Annotated in this window: 27 protein-coding genes; 18 read left to right on the top strand and 9 right to left on the bottom strand. The window is 74.2% G+C overall.

Features of this window, described 5'->3' with window-relative positions; translation table 11 throughout:
• From ACFFJG_RS11040 to ACFFJG_RS11115, 16 genes are all read left to right on the top strand, one after another.
• Window positions 1-1086 (top strand): flagellar hook-length control protein FliK (locus ACFFJG_RS11040; RefSeq protein ID WP_378518762.1); only part of this gene is annotated, 1086 nt, incomplete at its 5' end.
• A gap of 9 nt (window positions 1087-1095) precedes the next feature.
• Window positions 1096-1593, top strand: a complete 498-nt coding sequence (locus ACFFJG_RS11045; RefSeq protein ID WP_378518764.1) for a flagellar hook assembly protein FlgD — start codon at window positions 1096-1098, stop codon at window positions 1591-1593.
• 23 nt (window positions 1594-1616) lie between these two features.
• Window positions 1617-2456: a flagellar hook protein FlgE gene (locus tag ACFFJG_RS11050; RefSeq protein ID WP_378518766.1), complete on the top strand. Its 840-nt coding sequence runs from the start codon at window positions 1617-1619 to the stop codon at window positions 2454-2456.
• Between the two features lie 146 nt (window positions 2457-2602).
• Window positions 2603-2884, top strand: a complete 282-nt coding sequence (locus tag ACFFJG_RS11055; RefSeq protein ID WP_378518767.1) for a flagellar FlbD family protein — start codon at window positions 2603-2605, stop codon at window positions 2882-2884.
• A complete protein-coding gene (locus ACFFJG_RS11060; RefSeq protein ID WP_378518769.1) occupies window positions 2884-3657 on the top strand; it encodes a motility protein A in 774 nt (257 codons plus the stop codon). Before ACFFJG_RS11055 ends, ACFFJG_RS11060 begins: the two co-directional genes overlap by 1 nt.
• Window position 3658: 1 nt before the next feature.
• Window positions 3659-4588: a flagellar motor protein MotB gene (locus tag ACFFJG_RS11065; RefSeq protein ID WP_378518770.1), complete on the top strand. Its 930-nt coding sequence runs from the start codon at window positions 3659-3661 to the stop codon at window positions 4586-4588.
• Window positions 4585-5022, top strand: a complete 438-nt coding sequence (locus tag ACFFJG_RS11070; protein ID WP_378518771.1) for a flagellar basal body-associated FliL family protein — start codon at window positions 4585-4587, stop codon at window positions 5020-5022. Before ACFFJG_RS11065 ends, ACFFJG_RS11070 begins: the two co-directional genes overlap by 4 nt.
• Window positions 5023-5114: 92 nt before the next feature.
• Window positions 5115-6071, top strand: coding sequence for a flagellar motor switch protein FliM (locus ACFFJG_RS11075; RefSeq protein ID WP_378518773.1), 957 nt, complete (start codon window positions 5115-5117; stop codon window positions 6069-6071).
• A complete protein-coding gene (gene fliN, locus ACFFJG_RS11080; protein ID WP_378518774.1) occupies window positions 6068-6832 on the top strand; it encodes a flagellar motor switch protein FliN in 765 nt (254 codons plus the stop codon). The genes ACFFJG_RS11075 and fliN overlap by 4 nt, the downstream gene beginning before the upstream one ends.
• A gap of 1 nt (window position 6833) precedes the next feature.
• On the top strand, window positions 6834-7418 hold the full coding sequence (locus ACFFJG_RS11085) for a FliO/MopB family protein (RefSeq protein WP_378518775.1): 585 nt from the start codon (window positions 6834-6836) through the stop codon (window positions 7416-7418).
• A complete protein-coding gene (gene fliP / locus ACFFJG_RS11090) occupies window positions 7415-8332 on the top strand; it encodes a flagellar type III secretion system pore protein FliP (protein WP_378518776.1) in 918 nt (305 codons plus the stop codon). The genes ACFFJG_RS11085 and fliP overlap by 4 nt, the downstream gene beginning before the upstream one ends.
• Before the next feature lie 17 nt (window positions 8333-8349).
• Window positions 8350-8619: a flagellar biosynthesis protein FliQ gene (gene fliQ, locus ACFFJG_RS11095; RefSeq protein WP_378518778.1), complete on the top strand. Its 270-nt coding sequence runs from the start codon at window positions 8350-8352 to the stop codon at window positions 8617-8619.
• A 13-nt stretch (window positions 8620-8632) separates the two neighbouring features.
• On the top strand, window positions 8633-9400 hold the full coding sequence (locus tag ACFFJG_RS11100; protein WP_378518780.1) for a flagellar biosynthetic protein FliR: 768 nt from the start codon (window positions 8633-8635) through the stop codon (window positions 9398-9400).
• A gap of 6 nt (window positions 9401-9406) precedes the next feature.
• Entirely contained in the window at window positions 9407-10609 is a 1203-nt protein-coding gene (locus ACFFJG_RS11105; RefSeq protein WP_378518781.1) for an EscU/YscU/HrcU family type III secretion system export apparatus switch protein, read from the top strand.
• A gap of 87 nt (window positions 10610-10696) precedes the next feature.
• Complete coding sequence (locus ACFFJG_RS11110; protein WP_378518782.1) at window positions 10697-12745, top strand: flagellar biosynthesis protein FlhA; 2049 nt, start codon at window positions 10697-10699, stop codon at window positions 12743-12745.
• Window positions 12742-12993: a hypothetical protein gene (locus ACFFJG_RS11115; protein WP_378518784.1), complete on the top strand. Its 252-nt coding sequence runs from the start codon at window positions 12742-12744 to the stop codon at window positions 12991-12993. The genes ACFFJG_RS11110 and ACFFJG_RS11115 overlap by 4 nt, the downstream gene beginning before the upstream one ends.
• Here ACFFJG_RS11115 and ACFFJG_RS11120 read toward each other — a convergent pair.
• From ACFFJG_RS11120 to ACFFJG_RS11150, 7 genes are all read right to left on the bottom strand, one after another.
• Entirely contained in the window at window positions 12933-14546 is a 1614-nt protein-coding gene (locus tag ACFFJG_RS11120) for a sensor histidine kinase (RefSeq protein ID WP_378518785.1), read from the bottom strand. The genes ACFFJG_RS11115 and ACFFJG_RS11120 overlap by 61 nt on opposite strands.
• Before the next feature lie 327 nt (window positions 14547-14873).
• Entirely contained in the window at window positions 14874-15479 is a 606-nt protein-coding gene (locus ACFFJG_RS11125; RefSeq protein ID WP_378518787.1) for an ACT domain-containing protein, read from the bottom strand.
• Window positions 15480-15543: 64 nt separating this feature from the next.
• Entirely contained in the window at window positions 15544-17301 is a 1758-nt protein-coding gene (gene recD, locus ACFFJG_RS11130; RefSeq protein WP_378518789.1) for an exodeoxyribonuclease V subunit alpha, read from the bottom strand.
• Window positions 17298-20645: a UvrD-helicase domain-containing protein gene (locus ACFFJG_RS11135; protein WP_378518790.1), complete on the bottom strand. Its 3348-nt coding sequence runs from the start codon at window positions 20643-20645 to the stop codon at window positions 17298-17300. The genes recD and ACFFJG_RS11135 overlap by 4 nt, the downstream gene beginning before the upstream one ends.
• Window positions 20646-20655: 10 nt before the next feature.
• A complete protein-coding gene (gene recC / locus ACFFJG_RS11140; RefSeq protein WP_378518791.1) occupies window positions 20656-24015 on the bottom strand; it encodes an exodeoxyribonuclease V subunit gamma in 3360 nt (1119 codons plus the stop codon).
• Between the two features lie 44 nt (window positions 24016-24059).
• Window positions 24060-24191, bottom strand: coding sequence for a hypothetical protein (locus ACFFJG_RS11145; RefSeq protein WP_378518793.1), 132 nt, complete (start codon window positions 24189-24191; stop codon window positions 24060-24062).
• 113 nt (window positions 24192-24304) lie between these two features.
• A complete protein-coding gene (locus tag ACFFJG_RS11150; protein ID WP_378518794.1) occupies window positions 24305-24493 on the bottom strand; it encodes a hypothetical protein in 189 nt (62 codons plus the stop codon).
• Between the two features lie 99 nt (window positions 24494-24592).
• Here ACFFJG_RS11150 and ACFFJG_RS11155 point away from each other — a divergent pair, with 99 nt between their 5' ends.
• A complete protein-coding gene (locus tag ACFFJG_RS11155) occupies window positions 24593-25444 on the top strand; it encodes a DICT sensory domain-containing protein (RefSeq protein ID WP_378518795.1) in 852 nt (283 codons plus the stop codon).
• Between the two features lie 111 nt (window positions 25445-25555).
• Here ACFFJG_RS11155 and ACFFJG_RS11160 read toward each other — a convergent pair whose 3' ends face one another.
• On the bottom strand, window positions 25556-25729 hold the full coding sequence (locus ACFFJG_RS11160) for a CsbD family protein (RefSeq protein WP_378518796.1): 174 nt from the start codon (window positions 25727-25729) through the stop codon (window positions 25556-25558).
• A gap of 47 nt (window positions 25730-25776) precedes the next feature.
• Entirely contained in the window at window positions 25777-26052 is a 276-nt protein-coding gene (locus ACFFJG_RS11165; protein ID WP_378518798.1) for a DUF7218 family protein, read from the bottom strand.
• 83 nt (window positions 26053-26135) lie between these two features.
• Between ACFFJG_RS11165 and ACFFJG_RS11170 the strand changes: the two genes are divergently transcribed.
• Window positions 26136-26651 carry a DUF6328 family protein gene (locus ACFFJG_RS11170; protein ID WP_378518800.1) on the top strand — a complete coding sequence of 172 codons (516 nt, stop codon included), beginning with the start codon at window positions 26136-26138 and terminating at the stop codon, window positions 26649-26651.
• Window positions 26652-26705 lie beyond the last annotated feature (54 nt).

A 26705-nucleotide genomic window follows, 5' to 3' on the forward strand; every position in this document is an offset into this window, starting at 1 on the left:
GACGTCGCCGACGGCACCGCGCCCGCCGCCGCTTCCGCTCCGGCCACCACGACGGCCGCCCCGGCCGCCCCGGTCGGCCCGGCGCCGTCCGCGGACGGTGCCGCAGCGTCCGCCCCGGCCGCCACGACGGCCCCCGCCGACGCGGCCCCGGGCGCCGGCACCGCTGCCGTCGCGTCGGGCACCGCGTCGCGGGCCTCCGCCCCCGCCGTCGCCGCAGGGGGCCGCCACGGTGCGGGTCCGGCGCGCACCGCTGCCGAGCCCGCTCCCGCCCCGACGGACGCCCCCGGCACCACGACCACCACGAGCACGACGACCGCGACGACCGCGCCGGACGCCGGGACGACGGCCACCGGCCCCGACACGTCCGGGAGCAGCACCGGCGACGCACCCCGCGACGGCTCGTCGCAGCCGGGCGCCCCGGCCGGTCCGGTCGCGACGCCCGCGCCCGACACCTCCGCCACGGCCCCGGCCCCGGCCCCGACCGGCGTCGGCCCACCCGCCGCGGCCGCACCGACCGCGCCCACCGCGCCCGTGCCCGTCGCCACGCCCGTCGCCCGCCCGGCGATGGCGCAGGTCGTGCCCGAGGTGACCCGCCTGGTCTCGCGCGGCGACGGCGTGCACCGCCTCACCATGAAGCTCCAGCCCGAGGCCCTCGGCGAGGTCCGGGTCACGCTCACGATGCGCGACGGCGCCGTCCAGGTGCAGCTCACCGGCGGCGAGCACGCCGCCCGCGCGCTCGCCGAGGGCGCGCCGGAGCTGCGACGGGTGCTCGAGCTCGTCGGTGCCGCCGACGCCCGGGTGGTCGTGCGCGACCTCGCCGGCCAGTCGACCGCGACCGCCGGGCACCAGCCCGGCCAGCACGGCGGCCACCACCCGGGTCAGCAGCCCGGCACCACCGACCAGCCGTACGGCGCCCAGGGCGCCGGCGGTGATGCCTCCGCCCCCGGACGGGACGGCGGCCAGCAGGACCAGCACGCACGGACGCGTGGTGGAGCAACAGCCAGGGACGGCCTCACCGACGGAGCGAGCACGCTCCGTCCCGACCCGGTCCGGGGCGCCCCACGGGGCGTCGACCTGACCATGTGAGGAGTGACCGTGACGATCCCCGCGACCGAAGCGGTGACCAGCACGCCTGCCTTCCCCACCGGGGCGACGACGACCCAGTCGACCTCGGAGGACAAGCAGATGTTCATGGAGCTGATGGTGGCCCAGCTGCGCTACCAGGACCCGCTCAACCCGGCCGACTCCGGGGAGTTCCTCGCTCAGTCGGCGCAGTTCACCGCGCTGGAGAAGATGCAGGACGTCTCCGACCGCGTCGGTGCGCTGCTGGGTTCCCAGATGGCCTTCGGAGCCGGCGCCATGGTCGGCCAGAAGGTCTCCTGGGTCGACCTCGACGGCACGACGACCCACAACGGCACGATCTCGGGCGTCACCTTCGGCGCCCAGGGCCCGGTCTTCGAGATCGACGGCACCCAGGTGCCGCTCGCGCAGCTCCTGTCGGTCGGCACCACCACGCCGCCGGCCACTCCCACCGACTCCACCGACACCACCGACCCGACTGCCCCGCAGGCCTCTCCGCGCACCGCGGTCTGACGCCGTCCCCGAAAGGAACCACCATGCTCCGCTCGCTCTTCTCCGGCATCAGCGGCCTCCGCGCCAACCAGACGATGCTCGACGTCACCGGCAACAACATCGCCAACGCCAACACCGTCGGCTTCAAGTCCTCGACCACCGTCTTCCAGGACACCCTCAGCCAGGTCATGCGGGGCGCCGGCGCCGCCACCGGCACCACCGGCGGCACCAACCCGCTCCAGGTGGGCCTCGGCGTGCAGGTCGCCGCCACCCGCGGCAACTTCAACCAGGGCTCGGCCCAGAGCACCGGCGGTGCCACCGACCTGATGATCCAGGGCGACGGCATGTTCGTCCTCGGCTCGGGGTCCGAGCGCACCTACACCCGCGCCGGCGCCTTCACCTGGGACGAGGGCGGCAACCTGGTCTCGCCCAGCGGCAAGAAGGTGCAGGGCTACGCCCCCGGCGACGCCGGCGGCACCCTCATCGACATCAACCTCAACTCGCTGTCGGCCTCGCTGCCCGCGGGCGTGGAGATGACGTCCTACAGCATCGGCGCCGACGGCGTCCTGCGCGGCACCTTCTCCGACGACGTCCAGCGCGACGTCGCCGTCGTCGCGGTCGCCAACTTCACCAACCCGGCCGGCCTCGAGCGGGTCGGCGAGACCGGCTTCCGCGCCTCGGCGAACTCCGGTGCCGCCGACCTGGGCGTCGCCGGCCAGGGCAGCCGCGGCCAGCTGATGGTGGGCACCCTGGAGATGTCCAACGTGGACCTCTCCGCCGAGTTCACCAACCTGATCCTCGCCCAGCGTGGCTTCCAGGCCAGCTCGCGGGTCATCACGACCTCCGACCAGGTGCTCGAGGAGCTCGTCAACATCAAGCGCTGATGCGCCCACGTCATGGCGGGCGGTCGCCCGCGCGGCCGCCCGCCATGACCTCGGTGGTTCCCCTCAGGTGGGGGCCCCACCAGCCGAACACAAGGGGGAGGCCCACGGACGGGCCTCGTGGACACGCACAGGGATGGTGCACCGACATGATTCTGCTGACCCGACTCTCGGGCTCCGCGTTCGTCCTGAACGCCGACCTGATCGAGCGACTCGACAGCACGCCGGACACGGTGGTCACGCTGGTCGACGGCAAGAAGTACGTCGTCGCCGAGGGCCTCGTGGAGGTCGTGGACCAGGTGCGCGCCTGGCGCGGCAGCATCATCGCCGCCGGCTCCGCGCCGATCACGGGCGTCGACCCGCACGCCACGCACCAGCGGGTGCACCTGGCGGCCGTGTCCTCCCACCCGACGCTGGAGGGTGAGGCCTGATGGACCCGGCAACCCTGATCGGCGTCATCGTCGGTCTCATCATCATCGTCGCCGCCAACGTGATGGAGGGCGGCAACCCGATGAGCCTCCTCCTGGTGGCTCCCATGCTCCTGGTCTTCGGCACCACGATGTGCGTGACCCTCGCCGGCGGCACGATCCCCGACGCCAAGCACGCGTTCGGCGCGCTGAAGAACGCGTTCACCGCGAAGGTGCGCCCCGCCGCCGACGTCGTCCCGATGGTCGTGGCGCTCGCCGAGCGGGCCCGTCGCGAGGGCCTGCTGGCGCTGGAGGACGAGCTGAAGAAGGTCGACGACCCGTTCCTGGTCAAGGGCGTCACGCTCGCCATCGACGGCACCGACCCCGAGGAGGTGCGCGACATCCTCGAGGCCGAGGTGCACGCGATGAAGGCGCAGGGCAAGCACTCCGCGAAGTTCTTCGCCGACGCCGGCGCCTACGCCCCGACGATCGGCATCATCGGCACCGTCATGGGCCTGGTGCACGTGCTGGAGAACCTGGCCGCTCCCGAGGAGCTCGGCCACCTCATCGCCGGCGCGTTCATCGCCACCCTGTGGGGCGTGATGTCGGCCAACGTCATCTGGCTGCCCATCGGCAACCGGCTCAAGCGGCTCACCGAGCTCGAGGCCGCGCGGATGGAGCTGATCATCGAGGGCATCGCGGCCATCCAGGCCGGCGCCAACCCGCGCATCATCGCCCAGAAGCTGACCTCCCTGCTGCCCGCCGGCGAGCAGCCCTCCGAGCAGAAGGCCGCCTGACGTGAGCGCCGGGGGCGGTGGCGGCCGCAAGCGCCGCGAGGAGCACGAGGAGCACGAGAACCACGAGCGCTGGCTGGTGACGTACGCCGACATGGTGACGCTGCTGATGGTGCTGTTCATCGTGATGTTCGCGATGAGCTCGGTCGACCAGAAGAAGTTCAACGAGCTCAAGGCCGGCCTGGCCGCGGGCTTCGGTGAGTCGACCTCGGTCATGACCGGCTCGCAGTCGACGATGGACCAGCCCGGCGTGGGCGCGGTCTCGCCCGTCGAGCCGGGCAACTTCCCCGGCGAGGCCACCCCGGCCGTGCAGCGAGCCGAGCAGGCCCTGCAGCGCCAGGACCAGGAGCGCACGGACGCCGAGCGCGAGGCGGCCCGCCTCGACGACCTCGGCAAGGAGCTCACCGAGGCGCTGGAGAAGGCCGGGCTCGGCAGCGACGTGACCCGCAAGATCACCGACGACGGCCTGGTGCTGAGCCTGACCTCGCGGCACGTCGTCTTCCAGCCCGACCGGGCCGAGCTGAGCCCCCGCGGCCAGCGGGTGCTGGACGCCGTCGGGCTCGTCCTGCGCCGGGCCACCGAGGACCTGCGCATCGACGGCCACACCAACCAGGTGCCGGTGAAGCCGCGCTACTTCGCGACCGACTGGGACCTCTCCGCCGCCCGCGCCGTCACCGTGCTGCGCTACCTCAACGAGGTGGCCGGCATCCCCGGCCCCCGGCTCAGCGCAGCGGCCTTCGGGCACGAGGTGCCGCTGGTCGACCCGTCGAAGCCCGGGTCGCAGGACGTCAACAAGCGGGTGGACATCGTCGTCCTCTCCGCGCTGCCCGCCGGCTCCCGCGCGCTGCTCGACGACGTCGCCGCCGCGGGCGCCACCGCCTCCCACCCGACCGCCCACACGACCACCCACTCGACCCAGGGGGGAACCTCATGAGCACCGCCACGCTGGACAAGGCCGCGGAGGCACCCGCGGACGCGAAGGCCAAGGGGGGGAAGAAGAAGCTGATCGTGATCGTCGTCGTCCTGCTGGTCGCCGCCGCCGCGGGCTACTGGTTCTTCCTCAAGCCGAGCGGCCCCAAGGAGCCCGTGCCCGGCGAGGTGATGACCCTCGAGCCGATCCAGGTCAACCTCGCCGACGGCCACTACCTGCGCGTGGGCATCGCGCTCCAGCTCACCGCCGACGCCCACGAGGCCGACGGCAGCAAGGCCCTCGACGCCACGATCGACCTGTTCAGCGGGGTCGGCCAGGACGAGCTGGCCAAGGCCGGCAAGCGGCAGGAGCTGAAGGAGAAGCTCGGCAAGGAGCTCGACCACGAGTACCACGGTGACGTGATGGAGGTGTACTTCACCGAGTTCGTCACGCAGTAGCAGCCGCGTCGCGCCACCTCACCGTCCGAGCCCTGCAGGCTCGTCCGCCCGGATCCCTCAGGTCCGGTCGGACCGGACCGATGAGGTTGGTCGTGACGAGCCTGCAGACGCCCCTCGGACCCGCGTACCCCGGTACCCGGGGCCGTCGGCGTGCCCGCAGCGGGGCCGTGCCGACGTCGTACGACTTCCGCCGCCCGGTCAAGCTCTCGCGCGAGCACACGCGCCTGCTCCAGGTGAGCCTCGACGGGTTCGCGCGCCAGGTGGGCACCGTGTTCACCTCCGCGCTGCGCACCGTGTGCTCCGCGCAGGTCACGGCGATCTCGCAGACGACCTACGGCGAGCACGTCGACACCCTCGGCGAGATCACCTACGGCATCAAGATCGACGCCGACCCGCTGCCCGGCCTGGTGCTGCTCGACCTGCCGCTGCCCGCGGTGATGAGCGCCCTGGACCTGATGCTCGGTGGACCCGGCACCCAGGAGCAGCCGCTGCGCCCCCTCTCGGAGATCGAGACGGCGGTCGTGCAGGGCCTGGTGACCCGCCTGCTCAGCGAGCTGGCCTACAGCCTCGCCGGGATCGTCGAGATGACCCCGACCCTCGCCGGCACCGAGTACAACCCCAAGCTCGCCCAGGCCGCGGCCGCCGGCGACGTCATGGTGGTGGCGACCCTGGAGCTCCAGGTCAAGGACGTCCCGCACCAGCTCTCGCTGTGCCTGCCGTTCACCGGCCTGCAGCCGCACCTGGTGCGCGCCGCCGCCCCGGCGCCCGCGTCGGATCGCGAGCGCCAGCAGCGCAACCGCGCCGCCGAGCTGGTCGACCGTCGCTTCCAGGACGTCCCGGTCGACGCCGTCGTCCGCTTCGCCCCGACCCGGCTCGACCCGGGCACCCTCAGCAACCTCGCCGTCGGCGACGTGGTGCGCCTCTCGCACCGCGCGACCGCCCCCCTCGACGTGATGGTCGGCGAGGCCACCTTCGCCCACGCCACCGCAGGCACCCACGGCGCCCGCCTCGCGGCGCTGGTCGTCGGCACGACCAAGGAGAACGCATGACCGCCCTGACCGACCTGACCACCGACCCGGTCTCCGACCTCGGGTCGTCCGTCCTCGCGGCCGCCGGCGCGGCGGCCGAGGTGCTGCCCGCCGCGACGCCGCTGGTCGCCGGCACCCCCGTGCCCGGCGCCCCGGGTGCCGCCGCCGGGTTCGCCGGTGCCGCGATCGCCGAGCTGCACCTGCCCGGTGCCCCCCGCATCGCCGTCCTCGTGGGCGCCGACCTGGTCGAGGCCCTCGCCGGCAGCCCGCTCGGCGGGCTCGACCTCGCCTCCGCCGCCCAGCCGGCGCTCGACGCCGCCGCGGCCGCCCTCGGCGCCGGCTGCGGTGCCGCCCGCGAGGTCGGCGTCGACCTCGTCGAGAGCGACCTGTCCGGTCCGTTCACCGTCGTGCCGCTCCTCGGCGGCGGCGTGCCGGCCGGCGCGCTGCTCGTCCCCGACGCCGCCGCCGTCGCGGTCGACGCCGCCCGCAGGTCCCCGATCCCCGCCGGTCCCGCGCCCGTCGCGCCCGTCGCCGCCCGGGGCATCGAGATGCTGCACGGCGTCGACATGGAGGTCACCGTCGAGCTCGGTCGTGCCCGGATGACCGTGCGCGACCTGCTCGCCCTGTCGCCCGGTGAGGTGCTCGAGCTCGACCGCGCCGCCGGCAGCCCCGCCGACCTGCTGGTCAACGGCCGCCTCATCGCCCGCGGCGAGGTCGTGGTGGTCGACGAGGACTTCGGCCTGCGCGTCACCGAGATCATCGACGAGACGACCGCAGGCTGACGTGCTCGAGCTGACGGTGCGACTGGTCGCCTCCCTGGCGGTCGTCGTGGGACTCATGCTGCTGCTCGCCAGGTTGGCGGGCAAGCGGTACGCCGCGCGTGCGGGCGCCCCGGTGCAGGTGCTGCACCGGCAGTCGCTGACCCGCAGCGCGTCGGTCGCGGTGATCACCGTCGGCTCGCGCGTGCTGGTGGTCGGCACCACCGACCAGCAGGTCAACCTGCTCACCGAGCTCGACCCCGACGAGCTCGACCTCGCCGACCTCGGCGCCGACGAGGAGCCGGGCGAGGTGCTCACCGTGCCCGCGGCCCTCACCGCCTCCGTCGCCGCCCCGCCGGCCACGGTCGCCCCGGTCGCCCCGGCCGCCCCGGCGGCCCCCACCGCCCCGGTCGCGGCCCGCAGCCTGACTGCCCTCGCGTCGGTCGTCACCGGCCCCACGACCGGTGGCTCGCACCGCGCCACGCCGGCCCCCCGGCGTACGACCTCCGCCCGCCGTCCGGCCGCCGACGCCGGCGCCCTCACCGGCTCCGTGCTCTCCCCCCAGACCTGGCGCCAGGCGCTCGCCGCCGCGACGGGCAAGGCCTCGTGACCCGCCGCGAGCGCGCGGGGCGCCTGGTGGCAGGCCTCCTCGCGGCGACCCTGGGCGGGTTCGTCGTGCTGCTCGGCCTCCTCGTGCCTGCGAGCGCGGCGCCTGCCGGCCCCGTCGCCGCCGGCCCCGTCGCCGCCGGCCCTGTCGCCGCCGGCCCTGTCGCCGCCGGCCCGGTGGCCGCGCTGCCGATGGAGCCGACGGGTCCGCGTGGGCCGACGCCCCCCCAGGGCCCCGACATGCCCGGCACCGACAGCTCGGTGACGATCGACCTCCAGGGCATCACCGACAAGCCCAGCACGCCGGTCACCGTCATCATCGCGATGTCGCTGCTCTCGCTGCTGCCGGCGATCCTGCTCACCTGCACCAGCTTCACCAAGATCCTCGTGGTGCTCGGCCTCACCCGCAACGCCCTCGGCCTCCAGCAGATCCCGCCGAACCAGGTGCTCGCCGGGCTGGCGCTGTTCCTCTCGCTCTTCATCATGGCTCCGGTGCTGGGCCAGATGAACGACACCGGCCTCCAGCCCTACCTCGACGGCGACAAGACCGCGTCGGCCGCCTACGACGACGGCGTGGCGCCGCTGCGCGACTTCATGCTCGACCAGACGGGCGACGACGAGCTGCGGCTGCTGACCGACGTCGCCGGCCGCGACCTGCCGAAGAACCGCGAGGAGGTCTCGATGGCCACGCTCGTGCCGTCGTTCGTGCTGAGCGAGCTCAAGCAGGCCTTCATCATCGGCTTCATCATCTTCATCCCCTTCCTCGTCATCGACATCGTGGTCAGCGGCGCCCTCATGGCGCTCGGCATGATGATGATGCCGCCGGTGATGGTGTCGCTGCCCTTCAAGCTCCTGCTCTTCGTCCTCGTCGACGGCTGGGGCCTGGTCATCACGTCCGTCGTGTCGAGCTACCAGTAGTCAGGGACCCCGCAGCCATGACCGACACCACCGTCATCAACATCGCCCTCCAGACCATGATGGTCGCGCTGAAGCTCTCGGCGCCGATCCTCGTGACGTCCCTCGTCATCGGCTTCACCATCTCGCTGTTCCAGTCGATGACCCAGATCCAGGAGTTCACCCTCGCGTTCGTGCCCAAGCTGGTCGGCGTCGGCGTGGCCCTGCTGGTCTCCGGGAGCTGGATGCTGCAGACCCTCGTCGACTTCACCCGCGACCTGTTCGCGATGATCCCCACCCTGCTCGGCTGAGCGCCGACCGACCATGACCCTCACCGTCGCCGGCGAGCCGCTGCTGGCCTACCTGCTGGCGTCGGTGCGCATCATCGCCTGGCTCTCGCTGGTGCCGCCGTTCGCCGGCCGGGCCGTGCCCGCCGCCGCCAAGGTGGTGCTGTCGCTCGGGCTCGCGTTCGCGGTGATCCCCTCGGTCGAGGGCGGCAGCATCCCCACCGGCACCGGCGAGCTGCTGGTCACGACGCTGACCCAGGTGGTCGTCGGCACGGCCCTCGGGCTCGTGACCTACATCCTGCTCGCCGCGGTCTCCGCGGCCGGCGGCATCATCGACACCTTCGGCGGCTTCCAGCTCGCGCAGGGCTTCGACCCGCTGTCGATGAACATGAACACCGTCTTCGGCAAGATGCACCAGATGCTCGCGGTGATGATCCTCTTCGCCACCGGGGGCCACCTGCTCGTGCTCGGCGGCCTGCTGCGCACCTTCGCGCTCCTGCCGGTCGGCGAGACGCCGCACGTCGACGGGGCCTCGCACGTGCTCGTCACCGCGTTCGGGATGTTCTTCGTGACGGCCGTGCAGATCGCGCTGCCGCTGGTGGCCGTGCTGTTCGTCGCCGACCTCGGCCTGGCCCTGCTCACCAAGGTCGCGCCGCACCTCAACGCGATCAACGTGATGTTCCCGGCCAAGATCGGCCTCGTCCTGCTGCTGCTCGGGATGTCGTTCCCCGTGCTGCCGGAGGCCGTGTCGCACCTCGTCGAGCTGGCCAACGAGGCGCAGGCCTCGCTGCTGGGCGGGGGGTGATCCGCGGTGTCCGACGAGAAGACAGAGAAGGCCACACCCAAGAAGCGCAAGCAGTCGCGCAAGGAGGGCCAGGTCCCCCGCACCCAGGAGCTGGGCGGCTGGGCCACCCTGCTGCTGGTCGGCATGGTGCTGCCCTCGCTGCTCGGGCGCGAGCTGACCGCGCTCGCGGAGATGATGCGCGAGTGCTTCAGCCTGCGGGGCCACGTCGAGGTCTCCGACGCGATGCTGCTGCTCGGGCGCGGTGCCCGGCACGTGGTCGTCACGCTCGTCGCGCTCGGCTCCGCCGTCATGCTCGTCGGCGTCAGCGCCGCACTCGCCCAGGGCGGTTTCTTCCTCGCCACCAAGAGCGTGAAGCCGTCGCTGAAGAAGCTCAACCTGCTCCAGGGCTTCAAGCGCGCGTTCGGCCCGCAGGCGCTGTGGGAGGGCGCCAAGATGCTCATCAAGAGCGCCGTCGTCGGGTTCGTGGTCTACGGCGCGGTGACCGCGCTGATGCCGATGATCGGGGGCCTCGTCCCGATCGCCGCCGTCCTGGAGACCGTGCGTGACGAGGTGCTCTCGCTGGTGCGCAGCGTCGCGCTCGCCGGGCTGGTGATGGGGTTCTTCGACTACGCCATGGTCCGCCGGCGGATGGGCAAGCAGACGCGGATGAGCAAGCACGAGGTCAAGCAGGAGCACAAGCAGTCCGAGGGCGACCCGCAGCTCAAGGGCGCGATCCGCTCCCGCCAGCTGGCCGCCGCACGCAACCGGATGATGGCCGACGTGCCCAGCGCGGACGTCGTGCTGGTCAACCCCACCCACGTCGCGGTCGCGCTGCGCTACGACGCCGAGCGAGGTGCTCCGAAGGTGGTGGCCCGCGGGGCCGGCGCGGTCGCGCTCAAGATCCGCGAGCAGGCCGCCGAGCACGGCGTGCCGCTGGTGCGCGACATCCCGCTGGCCCGCGCCCTGCACCGGGCGACCGTGGTCGGGCAGGAGATCCCGCCGGAGCTCTACGCCGCCGTCGCGCAGGTCCTGGCGTTCGTGATCTCGCGCCGCTCGGCCGGCGTCCGCGGCGGCGAGCACCGCAGCCCGCGCCGCGAGAGCGACCTCCCGGCCGTGCCGTCCGCGGGCCGTCGCCGGCGTACGCCCGCCAAGCCCGCCGCAGGCGCCCCGGTGAGCTCCTCGCCGAACTCCGCGCCGAACCCCTCAGGAGTGCTCGCCGCGAGCCGATGAGGACCCTGACGCCAGGACGGCGTCACCCCGGTGCCATGGAGGGCGCCCCTGACCGGCGACGCGCCGGCGACCTCCGAAAGGCACCACGTGGCCCCGAAGCGACTGCTCCAGCTGGGAGTACCGGCCGGCATCGTGCTCATCGTCGTGATGCTCGTCGTGCCGCTCCCTGCGATGGTGCTCGACCTGCTGATCGCGCTCAACATCACCAGCGCGCTGCTGGTCCTGCTGGTGGCGATGTTCGTCAACCGGCCCCTCGACTTCAACGCGTTCCCGGCCGTGGTGCTGGTGCTGACGCTGTTCCGGCTGGCGCTCAACGTCAGCGCGACCCGCCTGGTCCTGCTCGACGGCTTCGCCGGCAAGGTGATCGACACGTTCGGCCACTTCGTGGTCGGCGGCTCGCTCATCGTCGGCCTCATCGTCTTCGCGATCCTGCTCGTCATCCAGTTCGTCGTCATCACCAAGGGTGCCGAGCGCGTCGCCGAGGTCGGCGCCCGCTTCACCCTCGACGCGATGCCCGGCAAGCAGATGGCCATCGACGCCGACCTCAACTCGGGCCTGATCGACGAGGACGAGGCCCGCAAGCGTCGCCACGAGGTGCACGCCGAGGCCGACTTCTACGGCTCGATGGACGGTGCGTCGAAGTTCGTCAAGGGCGACGCGATCGCCGCCATCATCATCACGATGGTCAACCTCGTGGGCGGCTTCGCGGTCGGCATGGCGCAGAAGGGCCTCTCCTTCGGCGACGCGATCACGACCTACAGCCTGCTGTCGGTCGGTGACGGCCTGGTCTCCCAGATCCCCGCGCTGCTGCTCTCCACCGCGACCGGCCTCATCGTCACCCGCAACAGCGGCGACGGCGACATGGGCTCGGACATCCTCAAGCAGCTGACCAGCAACAAGATGCCGCTGCAGATCGCCGGCTTCGGCGCGCTGGCCATCTGCCTGATCCCGGGCCTGCCCAAGCTCCCCTTCATCACCGCGGGCGGCATCATGCTGCTCGCCTCGAGCCGCGTGCAGCAGGCCCCCGCGGAGGACCCGGCCGCGGTGGCGGTCGAGCAGGCGCTCTCCGCGCCGCCCGACACCCCCGAGCTGCTGGCCGCCGAGATCCAGGTCGACCCGCTCGGCCTCGAGCTCTCGCCCGACATCATCGACCTCGTCGACGCCGCCAGCGGCGGTGACCTGCTCGACCGGGTCAAGGCGCTGCGCCGCAAGATCGCGGGCGAGCTCGGCATCATCGTCCCGCCGGTGCGCACCCGCGACAACATCGACCTGCCGGTCAGCACGTACGCCATCAAGCTCTTCGGCATCGAGGTCGCCCGCGGCGAGGCGCCGCGCGGCACCGTCCTGGCCATCGGTGACAACCTCACCGCGATCCCCGGGCAGCCCACCCGTGAGCCCGTCTTCGGGCTCGAGGCCTCGTGGATCCCGGCCGAGCTGCGCGTGCAGGCCGAGCTCAACGGCGCGACCGTCGTGGACCGCGCCTCGGTGATCACCACCCACCTCGCCGAGGTCGTCGGCCAGCACGCCGCCCGCCTGCTCGGCCGCGAGGACGTCAAGATGCTCACCGAGCTGGTCCGCCGCAGCCACCCCGTCGTGGTGGAGGAGCTCACGCCGGCCCAGCTCAGCCTGGGCGAGGTGCAGCGCGTGCTGCAGGGCCTGCTCATGGAGGGCGTCGCCGTGCGTGACCTCGTCCGGATCTTCGAGGCGCTCTCGCTCAAGGCCCAGGTCACCAAGGACCCGGACGCGCTCGTCGAGGCGGCCCGCTCCTCGCTCGGCCCGGCCATCGTGGCCCCGCACCTCGTGGAGGGCGCCGTCCACGTGATCAGCTTCGAGCCGATGCTGGAGCAGCGGATGCTCGAGGCGGTGCGCCCCGGTGACCAGGGGCCGGTCGTCGCGCTCGACCCGCTCACCGGCCAGGGCGTCATCGGCGAGCTGGCCGACCTCCGGACCGCGGCCGAGGAGCGGGGGCTGCGCCCGGTCGTGGTGTGCGCGCCCCAGCTGCGGGCCGCCGTGCGCCGCATGGTGGCCCCGGTGCTCACGTCGACGCCGGTCCTGTCCTACTCCGAGCTCGCCGGGGCCGGGTCGGTCCGGTCCGTCGGCACGGTCAGCGGTGACCGTCTGGCGGTGACCGCATGAGGCCCGTGTCCGGCACGATGCTGGTGGTCGCCGCGCTGCTCACCTCCCCGGCCCTGGCCGGTGCCGTCATGGGGTCGGTGCCGGTGGACGTCGCGCTCGTGCGCTACCTGGTGGCCGCGGGCGTGTCGTGGGTGCTGCTGGCGCTGGCCGCCGACACGTTCTGGTCGCCCGCGGCGCCGGCGCCGGTTCAGGCGCCGGCGACCCCTTCCGCCGAGGACGAGGCGGAGGAGCGCCCCGCCTCGTCGTGAGGCGCCAGCGGCACCCGCCAGCGCAGCAGCGTGCCGCGCGGCTCGGCCGGCTCGACGACCAGCACGCCGCCGAGGTCCTCCGCACGGGTGCGGAGGTTGCGCAGCCCGTTGCCCGCCACCCGGTCCGCGGACATCCCCCGGCCGTCGTCGCTGACCTGCAGGCCGAACCAGCCCGCCTCGACCGACACGTCGACCTCGCAGCGGCCCGCGCCGGCGTGGCGGGCACAGTTCGACAGCAGCTCGCGGAGCACGACCGTGGCCTGGTCGGCGAGGTCCTGGCCGACCAGCGAGTCGACGGCGCCCCACGACCGGACGACGGGGACGAAGCCCAGGGCGGACTCGTACTCGCGGGCCAGCGCCAGCACGTCGCTGCGCAGCGAGGCGGAGCGGCCCCGCTCGAGCGCGAAGATGGCGCCGCGGATCTCGCGGATCGAGTCGCCGATCTCGCGGATCGCCTCCGTCACGTGCTCGCCGTCGCCGTGACCCTGCCGCTCGGCCCGGGCGCCGGCGCGCAGCCGGAGCGCGGTGGCGTAGAGCCGCTGGATGACGACGTCGTGGAGGTCGCGCGCGATGCGGTCGCGGTCGGCCGCGAGCACCGCGTGCTGCCGCTCCTGCTGCAGCGCCACGTGGTCCAGGACGAGCGCGCCGTGGCGCACGAACGAGGTGAGCAGGGTGCGGTCCTCGGCCGTGGCGCGGCCGCGCGACGGGTCGAACCACATCAGCACCACGCCCGAGAAGCCGTGGTCGGAGCTCAGGGGGACGCCCCAGACGCGGCGACCGCCTGAGGTCGCCACGAGCTCGTGGCCGCCGGCCTGGGCGGCCCGCACCTGGTCGGCGAGGTCGTCAACGAGGCCGCCGAGCTCGTCGCCGACCTGCCCCGCGGACGCCGAGACGTCCGCGTCGTGCGGTCCGGCGGACACCACCGCGACGCTCCGCGCCCCGGAGATCCGCAGGGCGCCGCGGGCGACCTGCGCGAGCGTGTCGGTGAGCGCGAACGGCGGTCGCACCGACTGGTCCACGGCCGCGGTCAGCTCGGCGGCCTCGCGCCGGCGCTCGTTGAGGTGGTAGCTCAGCGCGTTGCGCACCGCGACACCGGTGACCGTGCCGAGCACCGAGATGCTCTCCACGTCGGCGTCGGCGAAGCGCTCGCCGGGAGGGTCGAGCAGGAGCAGGTCGGCGAACAGCCGGCCGTCGACCACCACCGGCACCCGCAGCACCTCCGTGCCGGAGACCGGGTCGTGCAGGCGTGCCACGTCGTGGTCGGGGCGCTGGCCGGGGGAGCCGTGGAGGCCGGCGGCGCCGAGTCGCTCGCGCACCGCACGCGCGGTAGCGCGGTCGGTGCCCTGCGCGGTGATCCGAGGCGCGTCGTCCGGCTCCGCCTCCTCGCCCTCGCCCGCCGCGCGCTCGTCGACGACCGCGACCACGGCCGCCCCGGCGCCCGCCCGGGCGGCGCCGATCGTGGCCGCCCGTTCCAGCACGGTGTCCACGTCGAGCACCGAGACCACCGCGAGCAGGTCGGACCGACGCAGCTCCGGCGCGCCCGAGAAGACCATGGCGCCATTCAACCAGCCGCTACTGCCCCCTCCACCCCCTCCGCCCGCGGTGAGTGAGGCAGGTTCCGGGGGCTCAGAACGTACGTGGCTCACCGCTGGGCGGCGTACGTCGGGGGTCGCGGTGAGCGAGGCAGGTTCTGGGGGCTGAGAGCGTGCGTGGCTCACCGCCCACAGACGTACGCCAGGGGGTGGCGGTGGCTGAGCCACGTTTCGGCGGCCGGAAAGGTGGCTGGGCCACCGCTGACGCCGTACGTCGGGGGTGGCGGTGAGCGAGGCAGGTTCCGGGGGCTCAGAACGTGCGTGGCTCACCGCCCGGGCGGGCGGGGGTCAGCGGCCGCTGATGGTGACGGCCAGGCCGAGCAGGTGCTCGAGGCGGGCGAGCTCGGAGTCGAGGAACTCCGGGCCGCCGCGGCGTCCCATCAGCACGACGTCGTCGCCGAGGGGCGCGGCGCACTCGACGTAGGTGTCGTCTCCGGGCAGCCGCACCGGGGACGCGACGAGGTCGATGTCGAAGGCGTCGGGCGCCGCGTCGGTCGCGTGCATCACGCGCACGCCGTCGGCGCCGGGGCGCACGCAGGCGGCCCAGTCGACGCGGAAGGCGACCGGGAGCAGGTCGATGAGCCGGTCGCGGGCGGACGCCGGGTCCTCGGTGAGGGCCTCGACGACCTCGAGGTCGAGGAAGAGGTTGCCGCCGGCGGCGTACCGGTTGATCCACAGCACGCTGACGCCGTCGAGGGTGCTGCACGCCGAGACCACCGAGTCGGGCATCGTGCCGGGCGGGATCTCGAGCAGCACGTCGTCGACCGCGAATCCGTCGAGCTTCTCGACGATCTCGATGGCCTCGATGTCGCCGCCGGCCTCACCGATCGCGCTGGCGACGCGCCCGAGCGACCCGGGGACATCGGGCAGCTCGACGCGCATCAGGTACGGCATGGAAGGAGGCTATCGGCTCCGTGTGTCGCCGGGGTTTCGTCGTCCCGACCCGAGGACACCGTGCTCACGGCGCCTCGGCGAGGCGTACGGCGAGCCCGCTCGCACGCTGCACCCGTCGGCCGATCGCCGCCCGGACGGCCGCCTCGGACCCCACCACCCGGACGCGGGTCCGGGCCCGGGTGACGGCGGTGTAGAACAGCTCGCGCGAGAGCAGGCGGGAGTCCTCGTCGGGCAGCAGCACGGTCACGACGTCGGCCTGCGAGCCCTGCGACTTGTGGATCGTCATCGCGTGCATCGTCTCGACGTCGCCGAGGCGGGAGGGGGCGAGGTCGCGCGGGCCGTCGCTGGCCGCGATCACCGCGCGCGGTCCCGCGGCCGTGGCGACCACGACGCCGCTGTCGCCGTTGTAGACACCGAGCTGGTGGTCGTTGGCGGTGACGAGCAGCGGGCGACCGACGTAGGCGCGCTCGAAGAGCGGGTCGCCGGTCTCGGCGGTGAGCCACTGCTCGATGCGGCGGTTCCAGTGGCGTACGCCGTAGGGGCCGTCGCGGTGCGCGCACAGCAGGCGGTGGTGGTCGAGCGCGCGCAGCGCACCGGCGACGTCGCCGTGCTGGGCGGCGTCGCGGACGGCGAGGGCCGAGGCCAGGGCGGTGGAGCGGATCCGGGGCGCGGGATCGGCCTCGTCGACCCACTCGACCGCCTCGTGGCCGGCCGTGAGCACGGCCATCGCCCCGTCGGCGTCGCCGGTGCGCAGGCACTCGGCCAGCGCGCCGATGTGCTCGCCGAAGCGATGGGTGGTGCGCAGCTCGGCGACGGGGGAGTCGGCCCGACCGGCGAAGCCGCGCACCACGTCGCTGAGCACCGCGCCGGCCTCGACCGAGGACAGCTGGTGCGGGTCGCCGACCAGGACCAGGCGGGCATCGGGACGCACGGCCTCGAGGAGCCGGGCGGTCTGGGTGAGCGACATCATCGACGACTCGTCGACCACCACGACGTCGTGCGGGAGGCGGTTGCCGCGGTGGTGGCGGAAGCGCGTGGAGTTGCCCGGGTCGGGTCGCAGCAGCCGGTGGAGGGTGGAGGCGGTGACCCCGGCCAGGCGGTCCCGGTCGGTCTGGTCGAACGCCTCGGCCTCCTGGTGCACCGCCTGCTGCAGCCGCGCCGCGGCCTTGCCGGTCGGGGCGGCGAGCGCGATCCGCAGGCCGCCCGCGTGCTGGTCGAGGAGCCCGACCAGCAGGCTGGCCACGGTCGTGGTCTTGCCCGTGCCGGGCCCGCCGGTGAGGACCGTCGTCCAGCGCCCGGCCGCCGCCTCGCACGCCGCGACCTGCTCGTCGTAGGTCGTGCCGGGCCGGGCCCGCTGCATCGCGGCGACCAGGCGCTCCATCGACGCCGCCATCAGCGCGGGGTCGTGGGGCGGCGTGGACGCGGCGCGCGCGAGCAGGTCGTCGACGACCTGCGTCTCCTGCTCGTGGTAGCGGTCGAGGTAGAGCAGGTCGTTCTCCCAGCGCACCAGCCCGGTCTCGACGAGCGGGCTCGCCGCCACCGCGGCGGTCCACTCCGCGGTGTCGGGCCACGGGAGGTCGGGGGGATCGGCGACCGTGGAGAGGTCGAGGCACACCGACCCGCCGCGGACCGCCCGCACGGCCAGCGCGACGGCGAGGAGGACCCGCTCGTCGGGCTCGCGACCGAGCCGCCCGAGCGCGGTCGCGACGTGGACGTCGGCGCTGGTCAGCACCCCCGCCACGTTGAGCTCGCGGAGCAGGCCGGTGGCGCCGAGCGCGAGCCGGGCGTCGGTGGCGTCGACGGGCTCGAAGACGTCGCTCATCGCGCCACCCCCGCACCGACGCCGTCGAGCAGGTCGGACAGCGCGGTGACCAGCGTGACCGGAGGCTGCCAGGAGAAGACGCCGCACGGCCGGCCGTCGACCGTCGGGGTGTCGGGGCCGCACATGCCGCGGAGGTAGAGGTAGAGCACGCCGCCGAGGTGGGAGCCGGGGTCGTAGTCCGGCAGGCGCCAGCGGAGGTAGCGGTGGAGCACGACGGTGTAGAGGAGCGCCTGGAGGGGGTAGTCGGAGTGGCCCATCGCCTCGTCCAGCACCTCGGGGCGGTAGTCCCACGCCGTGGCCGGCAGCGCGCGGTCGCCCAGCCAGTTGGTCTTGTAGTCGATGGTCAGGAAGCGGGTGCGACCGCCCACCGGGACCCGGACGACGACGTCGATCGAGCCGGTGAGGTAGCCCAGGAGGCGCTGGCCGGCCAGGTCGGGGTCGGCCTCCAGCGTGCCGGCGAAGGCGAGCAGCGGGTCGCCGGCGGGGAGGTGGTCGCGGAGCAGCGGGGCGAGGTCGCCCAGCAGCACCTCGACCGTGTCGCTGCCCGCCAGGTCGCCGCCGGCGAGCGGCAGCTCGAAGTCGAGCTCGCGCAACCGGTCGGGGAGGCGTACGTCGCGCAGCGTCAGCCCGCCCGCGAGCGGTCCGAGCGGCGAGTCGCACACGGCGACGAGCGCGTCCGCCAGCGCCTCGGCGTCGACGTCGACCGCCCACCACGCGCGGCGCTCCTCGACCTGCGCGAGCAGCTCGGCGCGGAGGTCCGCGGCAGCGGGGTCGGTGTGCTCGAGCACCTCGTGGACCAGCGACCCGAACGCGGCGCCGACGGGGAGGTCGGCCATCGGCGAGGGGACCGCCGTCAGCGCGAGGTCGGGCTCGGGCGTCGGGAGGTCCTCGTCCCAGGCCGGCGGCTCGGTGTCGTCGAGGTCGGGGGCGTCGTCGGGCTCGGAGAGGGCCCGGTCGGGCGCCCCCGAGTGGGCCGCACCGGCGGCGGCGAGCGAGGAGTAGGAGGTGCGGCGCCACGTGGTGTCGACCGAGCGGTCGAAGGTGCGGGCCGCGAGCGGCGGCAGGTCGCGGTCGATCGGGGTGGTGTCGACGTGGCCGGGGACGGCCAGCTCGGGCTGCGGACCCCCGGCAGCCCTCCAGCGGCCCAGGATCTCGACGACCTCGTCGTCGTCGACGACGGGCTGCTCGTCGTTGACCCGGGCGTGGCCGGGCGCGCGGCCGAACAGCATCCGGTGCAGCGGGGCGGCGGCGGTGTTGTTGGCCGTCGGGCAGTACCAGGCGACGACCTGCGAGCGGGCCCGGGTGAGCGCGACGTAGAGCAGGCGCAGCGACTCGCCGGCGTCCTCGTGGCGGCTGGCCGCGACCGCGGCGTCGCGCCAGCGGCTGCGTCCGCCGACGTCGCGACAGCGCTCGCCGTCGGCGTCGTGGAACAGCGGCACGTCCTCGTCGCGCACCCAGCGGTCCCACAGGGTCGGGAGGTAGACCACGGGGTACTCCAGGCCCTTGCTGCCGTGGATCGTCACCAGCTGGACGGCGGCGGCGTCGGAGTCGAGGCGACGGGTGCGCTCGGAGGCGACCTCGACCTTGTCGTCGGCGACCTGGGTGCGCAGCCAGCCGAGCAGGCCGACCACGCCGAGGCGCTCGTCGACCGCGACCTTGTGGAGCTCCTCGCCGACGTGGCGCAGGTCGGTCAGGGTGCGCTCGCCCCCGACGCGACTCAGCACCCGCGCGGTGAGGCCGCCGAGCACGGCGCTCTCCAGCACCGCGGCGACCCCGCGCGCGGAGAGGACGTCGGCGAGGCGACGCACCTGCTCGCTGAGGGCGTCGGTGGGGTCGGGCTCGGCCTGCAGCTCCTCGGCGGTGACGCCGAGGAAGTCGGTGAGCGCGGCGGCGCGCACCCGGTCGGCGCGGTGCGGCTGCTCGAGCGCCTCGAGCAGCGTCAGCCACTGGGTGGCGGCAGCGGTGCGGAAGACGGACCCGCCCGCGTTGAGCACGGCGGGGACGCCGACCGCGGCCAGCGCCTCCTGCGCGGCGAGCAGGTCGGCACGCCGAGCGGCGAGCACGGCGACGTCGCGGGGCTCGAGCGGACGGCGAGCACCCTCGGGCCCGACCGTGGCGTCGCTGGTGAGGAGCCGCTTGACGTCGGCGGCCAGGTCGGTCAGGACGTGCTCGCGCCAGTCCGCGATGCGCGGCTTGCGGCGCCCGAGCTCCACGTGGCGCACCACCCTCAGACGGAACGGTGGCCCCGCTCCCTCGAGCCGCGGCCCGGTGTGGTGGGCGGTGACGGGGTGGACGGTGATCTGCTCGTCGCCGAGCGCGGCTCCGCCGACGAGGACGCCGAGCGCCTCGAGCAGCGGCCGGTCGGCGCGCCAGCTGACGCCGAGCGTCTGCCGGGTGGTGGCCTGCTCGGCGGCCCGGAGGTAGGTCACGACGTCGCCGCCGCGGAAGGCGTAGATCGCCTGCTTGGGGTCGCCGATCAGCACGAGCGTGGCGACGCCGTGGAAGGCGCGCTCGAAGACCTGCCACTGCACCGGGTCGGTGTCCTGGAACTCGTCGATCAGCGCGACCTTCCACCGCTGCTGCATGCGGGTGCGGGCGGGGGCGTCGACGGGGGCGAGCGCGTCGGCGAGCTGGCCGAGGAGGTCGTCGTAGGACAGGACACCGAGGCGCCGCTTGCGCCGGTCGACCTCGTCGAGGACGTCGCACGCGAACCGCACCCGTGCGGCCGGGTCGCCGTCGGGGTCGTCGCTCAGCGCCTCCTGGGGTGCGACGCGGGCACGGGGGTCGCCGACCACCGCGCGGGCGATCGTGCCGGCCTCCTCACGCGACCACGGAGCCTGCGGCAGGCGGGCGAAGGCCCGGAGGTAGAGGTCGTCGACGACCTCCTCGGTGAGCTGCTCGAGGTCCTCGACCAGCGTCGCCCCGGTGTCTGTGTCGCCGGCCACGCCGAGGCTGCGGAGCACCAGCTGGCAGAACTGGTGGATCGTGGCGATCGTCGCCGCGTCGAAGGACGTCAGCGCGACCGTGAGCCGCTCGAGCCGCAGCGCCCGGCCGGCGGGGTCGACGTCGAGCAGCCAGCCGTGAAGCTGGTCGGCCGGGTCGGCGAGCGACGGGTCGGCGAGCACCGCTGCGGCCTCGTCGAGCTGGCGGCGCACCCGGTCGCGCAGCTCCTGGCTGGCGGCGCGGGTGAAGGTGACGACGAGCAGCTCGTCGAGGGTCACCTGGCCCTCCGCGAGGTAGCGGGTGACGAGGGCGGCGATCGTCCAGGTCTTGCCGGTGCCGGCGCTCGCCTCGAGCAGGGTCGTGCCGGTGGGCAGCGGGCCGCACACGTCGAAGGTCTCCATCGGCGTCACCTCAGATCCCCCGCACCAGCTCGCGGTCGAGCAGCGGCGACCAGACCCGCAGCGCGTAGTGGCCCAGCCGGTGGGGCGCCGGGCCCTCCTCGCCGGGCAGCAGCGGCGCCGCGAGCAGGTCGTAGGGGGCGGCCTCGCCCCAGGCGCGCACGTGCCACTGGTCGACGTCCTCCTTCGGGAAGCCACCCTCGTCGAAGCGCGGCGTGACCCACTCCGCGCGCGCCTTGGCATCGGGGTCGACGTTGCCGCCGCCCGCCTGCTCGCCGATCCGGAACTCCTCGGCGAACGCCAGGCTCGTGCGGACCGGCAGCGGCAGCGGCTCGCGCTGGCCGCGCTCCATCACGTCGACGAGGTCGCGCAGGTGGGTCCGGGCCTCGTCGTCGGGCATCGGGGAGACCAGGGCCCGGCGGCCCGAGCGGCCCCACCGGCCGATCGTGTGGGCGGTCCAGTTCTCGTCGGGGTGCCCGGCCGCGAGGGCGAGCGCGTCGAGCCAGGCGGCGAGCCGGTGCTTGGCGGCGAGGGTGGAGTAGCTGACCGCGACCAGGTTGTTGCCGAAGACCCCGCCGACCGTGCCGGTGAGCCGCCGGTCGCCGAGGTCGATGTCGACGTCGAGGGTGCGGTTCGCTCCGGTGCGCAGGGGCAGGGCCGCCTCCACGAGCGGGCGCACCTTGGCGACGATGTCGGTGAGCATCGCGGTGCCGAGGTCCTCCGGCGGCAGCAGCCCGCGCAGCTGCTCGGCGAGCATCGCCGCCTGCGGGTCGCCGCCGGCCAGGACGTCGCGGACGAGCCGGTCGCCGACGTCCCAGCGCTCGAGTCCGTCGAGCGTGATCGGCACGCCGTCCTTGGTCTCCTCGATGTCGTAGGGCGTGCTCACGCGCAGGCGCTGGCGCAGGAAGCCGCGGACCGGGTGGGCGAAGAAGTCGTGGAGGTCGCCGAGCGACACCTCCGCGGACACCTCTCCCGCGGGGAGCGGCCCCGGGACGAGCGCCCGAGGCGCCGGCTCGGGGGCCCGCGCCGCCCGCGCACCCGCCAGCGCGCTGCGGTCGAAGGAGAAGGGGAGGACGGTGTCGTGGATTAGCGCGCCGGCCACGAGGTTGGCCTCGTCGAAGGGCTGGAGCGGGTGGTGGACGACCACGTCGTCGCGCACCGGCGCGCTGCTGGTGCGGTCGAGGGCGTCGAGCAGCTCGCCCAGGGGGACGGCCGGCGGCCGGTCGTCGTTGGTGTGCTCGCCGCGCCCTGCGTAGGTCACCACGAGGGTCTCCGAGGCGGCGCCGATCGCGTCGAGGAGGAGCTGGCGGTCCTCGGACCGGACGTCGCGCTCGCCGGTCATCGGCCGGCGGGCGAGCACGTCGTCGCCGTCCACCGACTCCAGGCGCGGGAAGAAGCCGTCGTCGAGGCCGACCAGGCACACGACCCGGTGGGGGACCGAGCGCATCGGCACCATCGTGCACACGGTCAGGGTGCCGGTGCGGAAGTTGCTGCGGGTGGGGCGCCCGCGGAGGCGGTGCCTGAGCAGCGCGCGCACGTCGGCGTGCCGCAGGCGCGTCTCGTGGTCGCCGACGCCGGTCGAGATGCGGGACAGCTCGCGGTCGAGCTGGGCGACCCGCCAGGCGTCGTCGGCGCTGCTGGCGGTGAGACCGTGCACGGCGGCGCCGAGGGCGCGTGTCCAGTCGTCCACGGACACCGCCTCCCCGGCGGAGCGGACGAAGGTGTGGAGCCGGTCGACCATCTCCACGAACGCGCCCACCAGCTCGAGGTGCCCGTCGCCGACGTCGTCGAGGGGCAGCGTGGAGCGCACGACGCGGTGCCCCTCGCCCGACATGGCCGCACCGAGCAGCACCCGCTGCAGGCCGACCAACCACGTGTTGGCGTCGAGGTCGAGCCCGAACGCCGCGCGGTGGTCGCGGTCGTAGCCCCAGCGGATGGCGGCCTGGTCGACCCAGCGGGTCATCCGCTCGAGGTGGTCGTCGGTGAAGCCGAAGCGCGCACGGACCGGCTCGGAGGACGCGAGGTCGAGCACCGCCGTGGCGCTCATCCGCCCGGCGGCCAGCTCGACGAGGTCGGCGGCGACCCCGAGGAGCGGGTTGGTCGCCCCCGGCGACCGGTCGGCCAGCCGGACCCGCAGGCGGTGGGCCGGGTGCCCGGCGGCCTCGTCGGCGACGTCCGCGAGGCCGAAGCCCGCCGAGATGAGGGGTGCATAGGTCTCGATGTCGGGGCACATCACGAGGATGTCGCGCGGCTCGAGCGTGGGGTCGTCCGCGAGCAGGCCCACCAGCACCTCGCGCAGCACGTCGACCTGGCGTGCCGTGCCGTGGCAGGCGTGCACCTGCACCGAGCGGTCGCCGGGGGTGCGCACCCGCGCCGCGAGGGTGTCGGCGGAGGGGGATCGGTTGGCCCGCAGATCGGACTGGAGCCAGCCCAGGAGCGTGTCGGGGGCCGGCGGTGGCGCGGGGACGTGCGCCACGTCGAGGGTGCCGAGCGTGCGCCTCAGCTCACGCGCGTCACGTCCGAGCGAGGCGAGGAGGGGGTGCTGCACGAGGGCGGCCGAGTCGTCGTCAACCCGCGGGACGGGGCCGGCGGCGGCCGTGGGCGCGAGCGCCTCCCACAGCGCGGGTGAGGGCTGCGGCAGCCAGAGGTGGACGTCGCGGTGCGCGGCCAGGGCGCGCAGCAGCTCGACCTCGGTGACCGGGAGGCGGGTGTGGCCGAACAGCGACAGGCGGTCGGGCAGGTCGAGGTCGGCCCCGCCCGTGTGCAGCCGCTCGAGGGTCGTGGCGTGGCGGAGTTCGGGTGCGGGAGCCTCCACCCGCTCCACCAGCCGGCGCCACAGCGCCGCCTGCCACCGCAGGTCGGGCGCGAGGTCGCCGCCCGCGCCGTCGGTGTCCCGGCCGTCGCGCCACTCACGCACCAGCTGCGGGCGCTGGGTGGCGTAGGAGGAGAAGAGGCCCGCGATCCGGCGCGCGACGGCGTAGCGTCGGGCGCTGCGCTCGTCACGCGGGTCCCCGTGGCCGAGGTGTCGCGACAGGTCCTCGAACCCCGGCTCGCCCAGGACGTCGTCGACGACGCCGAGCAGCGGCCAGGCGAGGCTGTCGGGGCTCCACGGGTCGTCGGCATCGCGGTCGAGCAGCATCGCGACCAGCGAGTGGGGTGAGACGAAGTCGACCCCGGCGCACACGCCGTCGCCACCGCGCTCGCCGATGCCGAGACGGTGGGACAGGCGCTGGGTGAGCCAGCGCTCCACCCCGCGGGCCGGCACCACCACGACCTCGCGCGCGAACGGGTCGGCCAGCGGCGCCGCCAGCAGCGCGGCGAGCCCCTCGGCCAGCGCGTCGGTGCGCTCGGAGGTGTGGAGGTGCAGGGTCACGGCGCCACCCTATGAGCGGCGACCGACAGCGCGGCGTGGCGTCGTCAGCGCGAGAGCACGTAGACGAGCAGCATCGCGCCGAGGACGACGAGGATCCCCAGGACCGCACCGCCCACCATCAGGCCGCGCCCGTGCTGGTCGGCGGGGTCGAGGTCGTCGGGGTCACGTGTCGGCACGTGGTGGGGTACCCGGCCGGGCGTAGTTCATGCGTCGGGCGGACGGATCGCTCACCGACCGTCGGGCCCCCGCCGCGCCAGGAGGGGGAGTCGTCGCGCGGCGGGGGACCGGATCAGCGCCCAGGGAGCTGCCGCTGGGCGGGGGCGGGCGACGCCCCCCGGTCGAGCGCCGGCCGCGGCGCGGGGGGAGCCGCGGGGCGCTCGATCTCGTCGGCGCGGAGTGCATCCATCCGCCAGATGACGGCACACCCCACGATCGCGACGATGATGGCCATGGTGCTGATGAAGATCATGCTGCCCATGAGGGCCTCCTGAGGTGAGGATCGAGGCGAAAACCTCTACACTCATGTATAAGTTATCTCCGCACCTTTGACAAGGGGTGCGGCCGAGGAGGTTCGCAGATGTCGGTGGAGGACGGCTTCAGCATCGGGGTGCTGGCAGCCCGCACGGGTGTGACGCCCACCCAGCTGCGCACCTGGGAGAACCGCTTCGGCTTTCCTGCGGGGGAGCGGTCGCCGTCGGGCCACCGGCGCTTCTCCGACAGCGACGTCGAGCTCGTGCGCCAGGTGCTGGAGGTACGCGCGTCGGGCGTGCCGCTGCAGGCCGCGATCGCCTCGGTCTCGCAGCGACGCGCCCACGTCGGCGCCGACTCGGTGCACGCGGCCCTGGTGGAGCGGTTCCCCGACCTGCGCCCGCAACGGTTCGGCCGTCGCGCGCTCGTCGCCGCGTCGTACGCCATCGAGGACGAGGCGCTGTCCCGCGCCGACCGTCCCGTGGTGCTGGGTGCCTTCCAGCGCGGGCACAACTACGCCGGCTCGCGACACCGCTGGGACGAGCTGGCGCGCACGGCCTCGTGGTCGGCGGTGCTGGCCGACTTCGACGGCCAGCCGACCGGACCGGAGGCCGACCCCGGTGCCTCACCGGCGCGGTGCCAGCTCCCGCTGGACTCGCCCATGCGCCGCGAGTGGACGGTCGTGACGCTCACGCCCGCGCGCGGCGCGGTCCTCGCGGCGTGGGAGGTGCCCTCGCGCCCGGGTGACGCCCGCACCTTCGAGTCGGTCGTCAGCACCCACCGCCCGGTGGTGCTCGCGGCCGCCCGGGTCATCGCCGACGTGGCAGCCGCCGCCGGTGCGACGGTGCCCGACCACGTGGAGCAGCTGCTCGACGAGCACCTGCCGCAGCCTGCGGCGTCCGCGGTCGACTCCGACCGGATGTGGCTGCGCGCGCTCGCGCTCATGGACCCCGAGGCCTGAGGCCTCGCACAGCCTCCGGGCACGGGAAGGGCCGGCCTGCATGTGCGTGACGTGCAGTGCCGGCCCATCCCCGACCGCGTTGCGGTCGAAGCCCCCGTGTCAGCCTCCAGGTCAGCCCTTGAAGACGTCCTTGATCTTCTCGCCGGCCTGCTTGATGTTGGCGCCGGCCTGGTCGCCCTTGCCCTCGGCCTCCATCTGCTCGTCGCCGGTGGCGGCGCCGGTGGTCTCCTTGGCCTTGCCCTTGAGCTCCTCGCCCTTGTTGCCGATCTTGTCGTCCAGACCCATCTGGTGCTCCTCGGGTTGTCGGTGCTGCTCGGTCGGTGGTGCTTCGGTCAGTGGTGGCGCAGGGCGTCGATGAGCTCGTCCTTGTTCATCGACGAGCGGCCCTCGATGTCGAGCTCGGCGGCGCGCTTGCGCAGCTCCTCGACCGTGCGGTCCTCGTAGTCGGCGGCCTCGCCGCCGCGCTCCCCGACCTTCGAGCGACCCTGGGCGGCGGAGGCGTTCGCGATGCGGGCGGCCTTCTCCTTGCTCGCACCCTCGTCGCGGAGCGCCTCGTACACCTCGGGGTCCTTGACCGAGGGCCCGGGATCCTTCCGCTTCTGCGCCATGCCCCCACCGTGCCACCGGGGTGGGGGCACCACACCACCCGTCCGGGGGTGTGGACCGCCGCCGGCGGCGATAGCGTCCCGCCATGACGGACGGATCGTCTGACGCAGCGACGAGTGGGCAGCGCGGGCCGGCGACGGACAGCCGGGACGAGTCGCCCCAGGAGCGGGCCGACCGGAACTGGCTCGAGCTGCTCCAGGAGCTGCGCGTGAGCCAGACCGGGGTGCAGCTGTTGGCCGGCTTCCTGGCCACGCTGCCGTTCCAGTCGCGCTTCAGCGCGCTCGACGGCTTCCAGCGGGCCTGGTACGTCGGCCTCCTCGCGCTGGCCTTCACCACGGTCGGCGTCACCCTGGCGCCGGTCGCCATCCACCGCCGGGTGTTCCGCGACAACGTCAAGCCCGAGCTCGTGCAGGCCGGCCACCGGCTGACCCAGGTCACCCTGTGGCTGATCGGGGGGCTGCTGGGAGGCATCACGTTCCTCGTGGTGGACGTCGTCTACGACCGGCAGGTCGCCGAGGTGGCCGCGGTGGCCGCCGTCGTGGTGCTCGTCGGCCTGCTCCTGGTGCTGCCGCTCCGGGTGGGCCGCGCGGCAGGCGACTGAGGCACGCCCGACCCCCTCCCTCCGGGCGGGCACCCGTGAGTTCGTCCAAGGTTT

Origin of the sequence: Nocardioides zeicaulis (assembly GCF_042432345.1) — a bacterium.
Classification (GTDB): Bacteria; Actinomycetota; Actinomycetes; order Propionibacteriales; family Nocardioidaceae; genus Nocardioides; species Nocardioides zeicaulis.